The sequence below is a fragment of the Burkholderia cepacia complex sp. TUM26381 genome (assembly GCF_057439935.1).
This window is the reverse complement of record NZ_CM172006.1, coordinates 1-13,133: the sequence shown is the minus strand read 5'-3', so window position 1 is coordinate 13,133 and position 13,133 is coordinate 1. Positions and strand designations below refer to the sequence as shown.

Genomic DNA, 13,133 nt, shown 5'->3' with positions numbered 1-13,133 from the left:
AAGATGATTCGAACTCTATGTTTGACTCAATTGGAATACGGCACAAATGCGAGAACTCAACCTGTAGCGACTGTAGCGTCGAAAGATGAGACAGACTCGTTATAGGGTCAAGCGAACAAGTGCATGTGGTGGATGCCTTGGCGATCACAGGCGATGAAGGACGCGGTAGCCTGCGAAAAGCTACGGGGAGCTGGCAAACGAGCTTTGATCCGTAGATGTCCGAATGGGGAAACCCACTCCTTTTGGAGTATCCATGGCTGAATACATAGGCCATGCGAAGCGAACGCGGTGAACTGAAACATCTAAGTAACCGCAGGAAAAGAAATCAACCGAGATTCCCAAAGTAGTGGCGAGCGAAATGGGATGAGCCTTGCACTCTTTATTTGTATTGTTAGCCGAACGCTCTGGAAAGTGCGGCCATAGCGGGTGATAGCCCCGTAGGCGAAAACAGTATGAAAGAACTAGGTGTGCGACAAGTAGGGCGGGACACGTGAAATCCTGTCTGAAGATGGGGGGACCATCCTCCAAGGCTAAATACTCGTGATCGACCGATAGTGAACCAGTACCGTGAGGGAAAGGCGAAAAGAACCCCGGGAGGGGAGTGAAATAGATCCTGAAACCGCATGCATACAAACAGTCGGAGCCTCGTAAGGGGTGACGGCGTACCTTTTGTATAATGGGTCAGCGACTTACGTTCAGTAGCAAGCTTAACCGTATAGGGCAGGCGTAGCGAAAGCGAGTCCGAATAGGGCGTTCAGTTGCTGGGCGTAGACCCGAAACCAAGTGATCTATCCATGGCCAGGATGAAGGTGCGGTAACACGTACTGGAGGTCCGAACCCACTAACGTTGAAAAGTTAGGGGATGAGCTGTGGATAGGGGTGAAAGGCTAAACAAACTTGGAAATAGCTGGTTCTCTCCGAAAACTATTTAGGTAGTGCCTCGTGTCTCACCTTCGGGGGTAGAGCACTGTCATGGTTGGGGGGTCTATTGCAGATTACCCCGCCATAGCAAACTCCGAATACCGAAGAGTGCAATCACGGGAGACAGACATCGGGTGCTAACGTCCGGTGTCAAGAGGGAAACAACCCAGACCGCCAGCTAAGGTCCCCAAATATAGCTAAGTGGGAAACGAAGTGGGAAGGCTAAAACAGTCAGGAGGTTGGCTTAGAAGCAGCCACCCTTTAAAGAAAGCGTAATAGCTCACTGATCGAGTCGTCCTGCGCGGAAGATGTAACGGGGCTAAGCTATATACCGAAGCTGCGGATGCGTGCTTTGCACGCATGGTAGGAGAGCGTTCCGTAAGCCTGCGAAGGTGCGTTGAAAAGCGTGCTGGAGGTATCGGAAGTGCGAATGCTGACATGAGTAGCGATAAAGGGGGTGAAAGGCCCCCTCGCCGTAAGCCCAAGGTTTCCTACGCAACGTTCATCGGCGTAGGGTGAGTCGGCCCCTAAGGCGAGGCAGAAATGCGTAGCTGATGGGAAGCAGGTCAATATTCCTGCACCATTGTTAGATGCGATGGGGGGACGGATCGCGGAAGGTTGTCCGGGTGTTGGAAGTCCCGGTCGCTGCATTGGAGAAGGCGCTTAGGCAAATCCGGGCGCGGAATTCAAGGGTGTGGCGCGAGCTCCTTAGGGAGCGAAGCAATTGGAAGTGGTTCCAAGAAAAGCCTCTAAGCTTCAGTCTAACGATGACCGTACCGCAAACCGACACAGGTGGGCGAGATGAGTATTCTAAGGCGCTTGAGAGAACTCGGGAGAAGGAACTCGGCAAATTGGTACCGTAACTTCGGGATAAGGTACGCCCTTGTAGCTTGATGCCCCTGCGGGCAAAGGGTGAAGGGGTTGCAATAAACTGGTGGCTGCGACTGTTTAATAAAAACACAGCACTCTGCAAACACGAAAGTGGACGTATAGGGTGTGACGCCTGCCCGGTGCCGGAAGATTAAATGATGGGGTGCAAGCTCTTGATTGAAGTCCCGGTAAACGGCGGCCGTAACTATAACGGTCCTAAGGTAGCGAAATTCCTTGTCGGGTAAGTTCCGACCTGCACGAATGGCGTAACGATGGCCACACTGTCTCCTCCCGAGACTCAGCGAAGTTGAAGTGTTTGTGATGATGCAATCTACCCGCGGCTAGACGGAAAGACCCCATGAACCTTTACTGTAGCTTTGCATTGGACTTTGAACCGATCTGTGTAGGATAGGTGGGAGGCTATGAAACCGGAACGCTAGTTTCGGTGGAGCCGTCCTTGAAATACCACCCTGGTTTGTTTGAGGTTCTAACCTTGGCCCGTGATCCGGGTCGGGGACAGTGCATGGTAGGCAGTTTGACTGGGGCGGTCTCCTCCCAAAGCGTAACGGAGGAGTACGAAGGTACGCTAGGTACGGTCGGAAATCGTGCTGATAGTGCAATGGCATAAGCGTGCTTAACTGCGAGACCGACAAGTCGAGCAGGTGCGAAAGCAGGTCATAGTGATCCGGTGGTTCTGTATGGAAGGGCCATCGCTCAACGGATAAAAGGTACTCTGGGGATAACAGGCTGATACCGCCCAAGAGTTCATATCGACGGCGGTGTTTGGCACCTCGATGTCGGCTCATCTCATCCTGGGGCTGTAGCCGGTCCCAAGGGTATGGCTGTTCGCCATTTAAAGAGGTACGTGAGCTGGGTTTAAAACGTCGTGAGACAGTTTGGTCCCTATCTGCCGTGGGCGTTGGATATTTGAAGGGGGCTGCTCCTAGTACGAGAGGACCGGAGTGGACGAACCTCTGGTGTACCGGTTGTCACGCCAGTGGCATCGCCGGGTAGCTATGTTCGGAAGAGATAACCGCTGAAAGCATCTAAGCGGGAAACTCGCCTTAAGATGAGATATCCCTGGGGACTAGATCCCCTTGAAGGGTCGTTCGAGACCAGGACGTTGATAGGTCAGGTGTGTAAGCGCAGTAATGCGTTCAGCTAACTGATACTAATTGCCCGTAAGGCTTGATCCTATAACAAGTCTGCCTTGTAGATGAGCGCCGTGCGATGCACGTGCAGCCATCCGAGAGACTGGTTGGATTCTCGTGTGTGATACACACAACTCAAAATTACTGCTTCTTCCAAGATTGGTTGTGCTGCGAAGCAGCGCAACAACCCTCTTTGCCTGATGACCATAGCGAGTCGGTCCCACCCCTTCCCATCCCGAACAGGACCGTGAAACGACTCTACGCCGATGATAGTGCGGATTCCCGTGTGAAAGTAGGTAATCGTCAGGCTCCCTAAGCCAGAAACCCCCGCCCGAAAGGCGGGGGTTTTTGCATTGGCGCGGTGGAAATGCATGGTGCGCCTGGCATGGGTCGCTTTCTTGCTGATGCGCTATACGACAGCCGCGCTGAGTGGCCGGCCCGCTGCACTTGCAGAACAATCGTCGCTTGTCACAGTTACTAACGGTGCTGAGTATCGGGCACCGAGCTACCTAGACGGTGATGGCTTGCGACGTCCACCATGGGCAATGCATTGATCACATCGGCGTGATGATGAGTCGCTTGTCCTCGACAGTGATCCGGACGCGTTCTCCTGCCTCGAATCCCGCGTCCTCAAGCCATACTCCAGCCAATTTGATCCACGGGTAATACGTCGTGTTCAGTTTCCGATGTGCTCTGATGGCACGGAGGACTCTAGACAAGGAGTGATGGCGTGCTGACTCTTGAATCTTGACGAAGCGTTCCGTTACGACGGGGCGTGACTTATGATTGGCGTTAGCCATTTCCGACTCCGGTGTGAGTTGGTTGTGGTCAGCGGGTCGTATGGGTGGCAGCCCATGCGGCCCGCGCTTTTTGCGGTGAGGCAGTTCGAGTTTAAGCGAAGAAAGGCGTTTGATGAGGCCAATACGCGTGGACTAGCCGAACGGTATAGGGTCCATCAGCCATCTCGAATTTGTGCTGTTGAGTTGAGCCGTGAGGAGTGGAGGTTGTGGTTGGGGAAATCGCCGACGAGTGACAAGGAGGATTGCGTGTCGCTGTTTAACCGGATGTTCGATCAGTTTGTGTGCGGGTGCCGGAATCAACGCATCACACGGGCGTTGCTGGAAGAGCGCAGGATAGCAGCGGTACGACTCTTCGATACGAATCTGGATGCCTTGCGCAAGACCTTCGCACGTACGCCGATGACGCTTCAGTCCACACTTCTTCCGAGCTATCCTGGGGCCACGTGGATGGGGCACATTGGCATCAATGCGTTTGACGTGACGCACAGGATATCGAGAGCGATGTGGGGGGCATCGTGCCTGGCATCACGGGTGCTACACAAGATATCATCGCGAGATATCGGAAGGAAGCTTTCTGTCGACCATGAACGTCGATCATCTCGAGTGTTACTCGCCTTGTGACCAGCGGATGGCTACAGTGTTGTAGTAGATGGAAGCGAATCGCATTTTCTGAGCTCTAAGCCTAGTAGGCTCGCTACTCACATCGCTGGAAAGTCATCCGGTCGAGTCCCATTGTGCGAAAGAGGTATACACCAAGGAAATCAAAGACTTGGGGTTTTGTTCGATATATGAGTAACATTGGTAGCGGGCAACTTATAGGACGTCGCAATCTCCGATGTGGTTCGCCACTATTGCGATGTGTCTGTATAAAATAGATGTTGCTACAAGAAAAGGTAGCTACATTTCATAATTTACGAAAATGGCAAAATCACAAAAACCTGCAGTCATAGATCGTATTTTCGACACGTTGTGGGATCCGGCGGAGCAACGTTTGCGTCGAACAGTTGTGACTAACGACGATGTCGTGACCGCAATTGCGTGGTGCAGAGCGAATTTAGGGTCGACTCTTTCAGAAAAGAATCCAGCGAATTTCATGAAAGATATTATTCGAGGAAGTAATGCCTCGAATATGTGGCCTGATCGATTGAAGGCGCGCCGGTATGGCGGAAGACAGGTTACCGGGGATGGCAACGTCTTCGAGTTCGTTCCTTACGAGGCTGGACAGGATGAGCCCTTTCCGAATCGATTCGGCTATCATGAGGGAGTGTGGACACACAAAATTCAGAGTATTTCTATCCCATTAGATAGCAAAGCGCTCGGACGTGATGACGAAACCTATCTAATTCAAGTTGCTGTAAAGCTCGCTGTTGTGGAAACACACTTTGCTTTGCGCTCGCCAATCGATGTTATCGAATTGACTCATCTTCAGATCGGTATAAAATTGAGATTATGCGAAGTCGATTCGCTATTCTCGGCAAAATATCACGACGAAAATGGAGCGATTCAGCATATGATTATTACCGCCGAGGCCAAAAAGAAAAATCAACGTATTTTGGAAGAGCAGGTGATGCAGCAGGTAAAGGCTGCGTTCAACGAGACTCCGGTAAATCTCGTTGTGCCTATCGCAATGACTTCGACTAAGGATGGTATCTATTTGGCGGAATTCAAGGCGATTAGGCGCAACGAGCTCGCGATTTTTACTGAGTTAGAGTTGGAGCAGGAGGCGTTATACGAGCTCTGTCCCCGCGTCCAAGGTATCTAATTGACTGTCGCCAACGGATTGCTGTTGTTCCGTATCCGTTGCGCGGTCATCCCATTGTTTCCGTTTGGGGGCACCCTTCTTGTCGCGTTTGCCGATGGGGGCGGAGATGCCAAAGTATGTCGATGCTTGCCCCATGTCCATTTGCAACAATGAGACACTTCCTTGTTTCACGGGATCGTTGGGTACCTCGGGTTGCACACCAAGCGCGTCGATTACTTGTGCAGCGACAGCCCGAGCGAGCGGCGGTGGAACGGAATTGCCGATTTGGCGTGCGCCATGCCACTTAGTTTGGTGGAGGCGGAACCAGTCTGGAAATCCGTGCAGACGCGCCATCTCTCTGACGGTAATGCAGCGAGCATATTTGTAATGTATTGGGCGCGGTGACGTAAATGCACCTCGGGCGCTGTCGGTTCCAGCGCGCAAAGTATTACTCACGCCGGTTCGTGGCAATTTGAAGAATCGAGAAATTGGTTCGACTGTTCCTTCTTGGGTTTCCTCAAACCTACGACGGGAGATGTCTGTATGGTCCGAGCGCATGCTGCTGGTCAAAACAGACGTATTGGACTGGCGTGAATATGAGAAATCCCAGGACGGTCGAACTGTGCCGCGAAGAGTTTTGGCATACTTACTCGGTTTACCCCACTTCACCTTCACAGCATCCGAGCTTAGGAGTTCTTCATAATCTTCGGCATCAGGAACGTCGTTGAGGGCGTCGTAGCATGACGGACCTTCGGGCAACTTTGCGAGATCCGCTTCGGTGCCTGCCGGTCGAAAGATTGGCGCAGGGTAAGCAGGTAGCTCGCTTCCTTTCTTGCAGCCCATCAGGATCAATCGCTCACGGAACTGCGGTGCGCCAAAGTGCGCGGCATTCAAAATTTTCCATGGCAGACGGATATCATAGCCAATGGATGAGAATTCGGCGATAAGCTCGTTCAGGAACTGTGCGTGCTTGCCGACAGTAATGCCCTTGACATTCTCAAATACGAATGCCTGAGCATCCAATTCATGTACTAGGCGGACGAAGTGCCGAACGAGTGCGTTACGTGGATCGTCTAGGGCGCGCTGCCCGATCATTGAAAACCCTTGGCAAGGAGCACCACCGAACACCACATCGACTCTTTTCTTGCCGATTCCTGCGGCCTTTCGAATCTGCGCGCCAGTAAGCCTTTCAACACTGAGAGGGATCACAGCGCAATCAGGAAAGTTGAATTCATGGACGGCTGCATGGATGGGATCGATTTCAACGGCGGCAACGACGTCGAAGCCTGCCTGCTCGAATCCGAGCGATAGTCCGCCGGCCCCGGCGAACAGGTCGATTCCAATTGGTCGGCTCATGGTAACTCTCTTCCTATCACAGCATCAAATTACTAGAACGGGATCGTACCGGAATGTTGTCAACAAGTCGATCGAAATTTTGCACTTTGGCCCAAGAACGAGCTCAACGTCTCTTCTACTGCCGATAGGTCCCGTAGTTCGCATTGCCATATCGTCAACACGCTCCAACCGGCTTGGGTTAGATCGGCAACGTTCCTGGCATCTCTATCTCGGTTAGCTCGGATTTTGGGGCCCCAGTAGTCAACGGACGACTTCGGTAACGCGCCCTTCTTACAGTTGTGCCCATGCCAGTAGCAGCCATGGACGAAAATGACCTTCTTGCGACCAGCGAATACGATGTCTGGAGTTCCGGGCAACCCGCGGACGTTCAAGCGATACCGATAGCCAAGACGATGCAGCAGCTTTCGCACGGTCAACTCGGGCCCGGTGTTTCGGGTTCCGACCGCACGCATGATCTTACTGCGCTGGACTGGGGTTCGGGTATCGGCCATTAGGCATAGTGCAGAGGGCGATTGCCTTGCATATTGTTGCGCCCATCGGCGGCGACGTCACAATTGCGTGCGAATGAAATGGGGCATTGCATGGACCAAGCTTGCGGTGGCTCTATGGACATGCAGTCGATCGCAGGGCCGAGGGGCGATACCGAAGAGATTGTTGCTGCCGGTATCACGGTTGTACCCGAGGTGACGGTTGGTCTGGACTCAACATCTGATCGGAGGGCGTCGAAGATTGGCACCGAAGCATCCCTGCTGTGGTTGCCAATCTTCGGGACTGTACCTCAAACGTCAATATTCCCCGCCCGCAACGCATTCGACTCGATAAACGCCCGCCGCGGCTCCACATCATCCCCCATGAGGGTAGTAAAGATCCCATCCGCAGCAATCGCGTCTTCGATCTGCACACGCAGCAGTCGCCGCACAGCCGGATCCATCGTCGTTTCCCACAGCTGCCCGGGGTTCATCTCCCCGAGCCCCTTATACCGCTGCTTCGAAACATTCCGCTCCGCATCCGCCAGTAGCCATTTCATCGCGCTCTTGAAGTCCGCCACGGCCATGCTGCGCTCACCGCGCTTGATGACTGCACCTTCCCCGATGAGCCCTTTGAACGTATTCGCGGTCGTCACGAGCTGCTGATAATCCGCCGTGTGCTGGAATTCCTGGTCGATGACCGAAACCCGCACGTTGCCGTGATGCGTACGCTCGACATGCAGCGCTCGCTGTTCGCGAACCGGGTCATACGAAGGCACGACACGCACTTCGTTCTTCAGCGCTTCATCATGCAACGCAGCGTGCAGCGCCTTAGCCGAAGCCTCAGTCGATGCCTCGTTGGAAAGATCGATCACCACGCCGTCCATAACGGCTTCCAGCGCGGCCGGGTCATACAACCGGCTCAACCGCTCGATCACGCTCTTCGACAGCAGATACGACCGTGCCAGCTCGCCAAGCGCATCGCCCGAAATCGCCGCGGCATTTTCACCCGGCACCAGCTCCGACCCTTGCAGCGCCAACCGCAGCATATGCGCGTTGAGCTCGACATCATCCTTCAGATACCGCTCGTCCTTGCCCGCTTTGATCTTGTAAAGCGGCGGCTGCGCGATATACACGTACCCGCGCTCGATCATGTCCGGCATCTGGCGATACAGGAACGTGAGCAGCAGCGTCCGGATGTGCGCACCGTCGACGTCCGCGTCGGTCATGATGATGATGCGGTGGTAGCGCAGCTTATCGAGGTTGTAGTCTTCCTTGCCGATGCCGCACCCAAGCGCGGTCACAAGCGTGACGATCTGCTCCGACGACAGCAGCTTGTCGTAACGAGCCTTCTCGACGTTCAGCACCTTGCCGCGCAGCGGCAGGATCGCCTGGAACTTGCGATCACGCCCTTGCTTGGCCGAACCACCTGCCGAGTCACCCTCGACGATGTAGATTTCGCACTTCGCCGGGTCTTTCTCCTGGCAGTCCGCGAGCTTGCCGGGCAGGCCGACGCCATCGAGCACGCCCTTGCGGCGCGTCATCTCGCGGGCCTTCCGCGCAGCATCCCGCGCCCGAGCAGCCTCAACGATCTTCCCGCAAATGATCTTCGCGTCGATCGGCGTTTCGAGCAGGAACTCTTCCAGCGCCTTCGCCACAACCTCTTCAACCGGCGCACGAACCTCGGAAGAAACCAGCTTGTCCTTCGTCTGCGAGCTGAACTTCGGCTCCGGCACCTTCACGGAAAGCACGCACGACAGCCCTTCGCGCATGTCGTCGCCGGTCGTCTCGACCTTCGCCTTCTTCGCGATCTCGTTATCGGTGATGTACTTGTTGATGACGCGCGTCATCGCGGCCCGCAGGCCGGTCAGGTGCGTGCCGCCGTCGCGCTGCGGAATGTTGTTCGTGAAACACAGCACGTTTTCGTTGTAGCTGTCGTTCCACTGCATCGCGACTTCGACGCCCACGCCGTCCTTCTCGCCGTTGGCGAAGAACACCGTCGGGTGCAGGTTGGTCTTCGTCTTGTTGATGTACTCGACGAAGCCCTTCACACCGCCGGCGAACGCGAAATCGTCTTCCTTGCCCGAACGCAGGTCGGTCAAACGAATCCGCACGCCGTTGTTCAGGAACGAGAGTTCACGCATCCGCTTCGCGAGGATGTCGTAGTGATACTCGACCGTGCCGAAAATGGTCGGATCGGCCATGAAGTGCACTTCGGTGCCGCGGTTCTCGGTGTCACCCGTCACGAGCATCGGCGACACTTCCACGCCGTCCACCATCTCGAGCACGCGATCCTGCGCGACGCCGCGGTGGAACTCCATGAAACGCTTCTTGCCGCCGCGGCGCACGGTGAGGCGCAGCCAGCTCGACAGCGCGTTCACGCACGACACGCCCACGCCGTGCAGGCCGCCCGACACCTTGTAGCTGTTCTGGTCGAACTTGCCGCCGGCGTGCAGCTCGGTCATCACGATTTCCGCAGCACTGCGCTTCGGCTCGTGCTTGTCGTTCATCTTCACGTCGGTCGGAATTCCGCGGCCGTTGTCGGTCACGGAAATCGAGTTGTCGGCGTGAATCGTCACGTGGATGTCGTTGCAGTACCCGGCCAGCGCTTCGTCGATCGAGTTGTCGAGCACCTCGAACACGAGGTGGTGCAGACCGGTGCCGTCCGACGTGTCGCCGATGTACATCCCGGGGCGCTTGCGCACCGCTTCCAGACCTTCGAGGATCTGGATCGACGAGGCGCCGTAGCTGCTGTTATCGGGTTGCGAATTGTGCTGTTCACTCATGGATATCTTCCGGTTCTGCGAGGCCACTCTAGTGGCGGCGCGGTGCGTTTCAGCGAGAAATCGCCGGGCCGCTCCAGTTTCCTGGCCCGTCCACGGTGCCGGTCAGGCACCGAAAGGACGGGTTGTCGGTTCGCCATAAAAACGCCAAAGGGGCTTGCCGCCCCCTGGTGTGTGTCTTGATGTCGCGCGCGTCAGATGCGCATCGGCATCACGACATACTTGAACTCTTCGTTCTCGGGCACCGTGATCAGCGCGCTCGAGCTGGCGTCGCCGAGGCTCACCTGCACGGTGTCGACCTTCAGGTTCGCGAGCACGTCGAGCAGATACGTGACGTTGAAGCCGATGTCGACGGTGTCGCCCTGGTAGGCGATTTCCAGTTCTTCCTGCGCCTCTTCCTGATCGGCGTTGGTCGACATGATCTTCAGCTGGCCCGGCGCGATGATGCAGCGCACGCCCTTGAACTTGTCCGAGGTCAGGATCGCCGCGCGCTGCAGCGAACGCTGCAGTTCTTCACGGCCGATCTCGAACGTGTTCTTGTGCGCCTTCGGGATCACGCGCTGGAAGTCGGGGAACTTGCCCTCGACGAGTTTCGACACGAGCTCGACCTGGCCGAACGTGAACTTGGCCTGGGTTTGCGCGATGTCGATGGTGACGGTGTCGTCGATGTCTTCGAGCAGGCGCTGCAGCTCGAGAATCGTCTTGCGCGGCACGATGACTTCCTGGCGGCCGAACGTGCCGCCTTCGAGCTTCATCGACGAGAACGCGAGGCGGTGGCCGTCGGTGGCCACGGCCATCAGCTGGTCGCCGTCGACGACGAGCAGCATGCCGTTCAGGTAGTAGCGGATGTCCTGCTGCGCCATCGCGAAGTGCACCATGCCGAGCAACTGGCGGAACGACTTCTGCGGGACGGTCAGGGTCGCGCCGAAATCCTTCGCCTGCGCGACGGTCGGGAACTCGTCGGCCGCCAGCGTCTGCAGTGCGAAACGGCTCTTGCCCGATTGAACGGTGAGGCGCTTGTCGGCGAGCGACAGCGTGACCTGGCCGTCAGGCATCGCGCGCAGGATGTCGAGCAGCTTGCGCGCCGCGACGGTGGTCGCGATCTGGTCGCCGCCGACGCCGAAATCGGCGCGCGTGGTGATCTGCAGCTCCAGGTCGGTCGACAGGAACGAAACGTCCGGGCCGTTCTTGGTGATCAGCAGGTTGGCAAGGATCGGCAACGTATGGCGGCGTTCGACGATGCCGCTGACCGTTTGCAGCGGCCTGAGGAGGGTGTCTCGTTCGGTCTTGACCAGTTGCATAGAGTTCCTTCGTTGAGTAACGGCCTGCAGCGCAGCAGCCTCGCAGCGCCCCGCCGGCCGGGCTCTTGGCCCGCCACCACCGGGGCGGTCAAACCAGTATTGTGCCTCAAAACCGAACCGCCCCCCTTAAATTGGGGCGGAGGCCGAATTATCAAGCGCGCCGCGCGCTCAGCCCTTCAGCGTCTGTTCCAGCACGTGCAGCTCGTGGTTGAGCTGCGCGTCCTTGCTGCGCTCGTCGGCGATCTTGCGCACCGCGTGCAGCACGGTGGTGTGATCGCGCCCGCCGAACAGCTCGCCGATTTCCGGCAGGCTCTTCTGCGTGAGTTCCTTCGCGAGATACATCGCGATCTGCCGCGGCCGCGCAATGTTCGCGGGGCGCTTCTTCGAATACATGTCGGCGACCTTGATGTTGTAGAAGTCGGCGACGGTCTTCTGGATGTTCTCGACCGAAATCTGCCGGTTCTGCACGGTCAGCAGGTCCTTCAGCGCTTCCTTGGTTAGCTCGATCGAGATCTCGCGGCCGTGGAACTTCGAATACGCGAGGATCTTGCGCAGCGCGCCTTCGAGTTCGCGCACGTTCGAGCGCAGGTGCTTCGCGACGAAGAACGCGACGTCTTCCGACAGGTTCACGCCTTCCGACTGCGCCTTGCGCATCAGGATCGCGACGCGCATTTCCAGCTCGGGCGGCTCGATCGCGACGGTGAGGCCGGAGTCGAAGCGCGAGATCAGGCGATCGTCGATACCCGAGATCTCCTTCGGATACGTGTCGCTGGTGATGATCACCTGCGCCTTGTTCGCGACCAGCGCCTCGAACGCGTAGAAGAATTCCTCTTGCGTGCGCGACTTGCCGGAGAAGAACTGAATATCGTCGATCAGCAGCAGGTCGAGCGAATGGTAGTAGCGCTTGAAGTCGTCGAACGCCTTGCGCTGGTACGCCTTCACCACGTCGGACACGTACTGTTCCGCGTGGATGTAGCGGATCCGCGCACCGGCCTTGTCGAGCAGCAGCTGGTTGCCGATCGCGTGGATCAGGTGGGTCTTGCCGAGGCCGACGCCGCCGTACAGGAACAGCGGGTTGTACGAGATGCCCGGGTTGTCCGCGACCTGGATCGCGGCGGCGCGCGCGAGCTGGTTCGCCTTGCCGGTCACGAAGTTGTCGAACGTGAGCACGGGGTTCAGCTTCGAACGTTCGTACATCGAATCGGCTTCGCCGCCCGCCGGGGTCGCACCGGGACCCGGGCGCCATGTGCGGCGGCCGGCGGCCGCTTCGTGCGCGGGCAGGCTCGGCAGGTCGATGTCGGCGTCGTCGGCGTTCAGGTGATGCGCGGCGGCGGCCGACGGCGTCATCGGCACGTCGGCCGGCGCGGCGGGCGCACCCGCGGCATTCGCGGCGAGGTTGGCGGCGATCGCGGCGACCGTCGCGGCCGGGCCGCTCGGGGCCAGCGGCGCGCGCGGGGCGGCCGGCGCTGCACCGGTCGCGGCGCTGCGCATACCTGCCTTGGGATCGAGGACGAACTGGACTTCGATCGGCGCATTCCAGAAATCTCGGGCCAGATCGGAGATCCGTCCCGAAAACTGGCTCTTGACCCAGTCCAGCTTGAAGCGGTTCGGCGCGGCGATGGACAGCGTGTTCGCCGACGCATCGAAGGCCACCGGGGCCAAGGGTTTGATCCACGTCACGTACTGCTGGGGCGTCAGCTCGCGCTCCAGCAGTGCGGAACAGTGTTGCCAGAAATCGTTCAT

The 13,133-nt window shown here is 57.2% G+C and carries 7 protein-coding genes and 2 rRNA genes; 3 read left to right on the top strand and 6 right to left on the bottom strand.

Annotated elements, in window-relative coordinates:
* Positions 1-105: 105 nt before the first annotated feature.
* Together ACWMMN_RS00045 and rrf are read left to right on the top strand one after the other, a co-directional pair.
* A 23S ribosomal RNA gene (locus tag ACWMMN_RS00045) occupies positions 106-2,987 on the top strand.
* Between the two features lie 151 nt (positions 2,988-3,138).
* A 5S ribosomal RNA gene (gene rrf / locus ACWMMN_RS00040) occupies positions 3,139-3,251 on the top strand.
* 245 nt (positions 3,252-3,496) lie between these two features.
* Here the strand turns inward: rrf and ACWMMN_RS00035 are convergent.
* Positions 3,497-3,742 carry a SymE family type I addiction module toxin gene (locus tag ACWMMN_RS00035; RefSeq protein WP_342703290.1) on the bottom strand — a complete coding sequence of 82 codons (246 nt, stop codon included), beginning with the start codon at positions 3,740-3,742 and terminating at the stop codon, positions 3,497-3,499.
* 919 nt (positions 3,743-4,661) lie between these two features.
* Between ACWMMN_RS00035 and ACWMMN_RS00030 the strand changes: the two genes are divergently transcribed.
* On the top strand, positions 4,662-5,504 hold the full coding sequence (locus ACWMMN_RS00030; RefSeq protein ID WP_486422872.1) for a hypothetical protein: 843 nt from the start codon (positions 4,662-4,664) through the stop codon (positions 5,502-5,504).
* Here the strand turns inward: ACWMMN_RS00030 and ACWMMN_RS00025 are convergent.
* The 5 genes from ACWMMN_RS00025 to dnaA all read right to left on the bottom strand — a co-directional run bounded on the left by ACWMMN_RS00025 (position 5,469) and on the right by dnaA (position 13,133).
* Entirely contained in the window at positions 5,469-6,839 is a 1,371-nt protein-coding gene (locus ACWMMN_RS00025; RefSeq protein ID WP_486422871.1) for a DNA cytosine methyltransferase, read from the bottom strand. The genes ACWMMN_RS00030 and ACWMMN_RS00025 overlap by 36 nt on opposite strands.
* 59 nt (positions 6,840-6,898) lie before the next feature.
* Positions 6,899-7,291: a very short patch repair endonuclease gene (locus ACWMMN_RS00020; RefSeq protein ID WP_486422870.1), complete on the bottom strand. Its 393-nt coding sequence runs from the start codon at positions 7,289-7,291 to the stop codon at positions 6,899-6,901.
* A 326-nt stretch (positions 7,292-7,617) separates the two neighbouring features.
* The gene (gyrB, locus tag ACWMMN_RS00015; protein WP_059232861.1) at positions 7,618-10,092 is read right to left on the bottom strand and encodes a DNA topoisomerase (ATP-hydrolyzing) subunit B; all 2,475 of its coding nucleotides are present in this window, start codon (positions 10,090-10,092) and stop codon (positions 7,618-7,620) included.
* Positions 10,093-10,283: 191 nt separating this feature from the next.
* On the bottom strand, positions 10,284-11,390 hold the full coding sequence (dnaN, locus tag ACWMMN_RS00010) for a DNA polymerase III subunit beta (RefSeq protein ID WP_059232862.1): 1,107 nt from the start codon (positions 11,388-11,390) through the stop codon (positions 10,284-10,286).
* 168 nt (positions 11,391-11,558) lie between these two features.
* Positions 11,559-13,133 (bottom strand): chromosomal replication initiator protein DnaA, encoded by a 1,575-nt coding sequence (gene dnaA / locus ACWMMN_RS00005; RefSeq protein ID WP_059232863.1) that lies wholly within the window; start codon positions 13,131-13,133, stop codon positions 11,559-11,561.

Excerpts from the sequence above, each read along its gene's own strand:
- ACWMMN_RS00035 (WP_342703290.1), bottom strand. The coding sequence starts at position 3,742 with ATGGCTAACGCCAATCATAAGTCACGCCCCGTCGTAACGGAACGCTTC.
- ACWMMN_RS00030 (WP_486422872.1), top strand. The coding sequence starts at position 4,662 with ATGGCAAAATCACAAAAACCTGCAGTCATAGATCGTATTTTCGACACG.
- ACWMMN_RS00025 (WP_486422871.1), bottom strand. The coding sequence starts at position 6,839 with ATGAGCCGACCAATTGGAATCGACCTGTTCGCCGGGGCCGGCGGACTA.
- ACWMMN_RS00020 (WP_486422870.1), bottom strand. The coding sequence starts at position 7,291 with ATGCGTGCGGTCGGAACCCGAAACACCGGGCCCGAGTTGACCGTGCGA.
- gyrB (WP_059232861.1), bottom strand. The coding sequence starts at position 10,092 with ATGAGTGAACAGCACAATTCGCAACCCGATAACAGCAGCTACGGCGCC.
- dnaN (WP_059232862.1), bottom strand. The coding sequence starts at position 11,390 with ATGCAACTGGTCAAGACCGAACGAGACACCCTCCTCAGGCCGCTGCAA.
- dnaA (WP_059232863.1), bottom strand. The coding sequence starts at position 13,133 with ATGAACGATTTCTGGCAACACTGTTCCGCACTGCTGGAGCGCGAGCTG.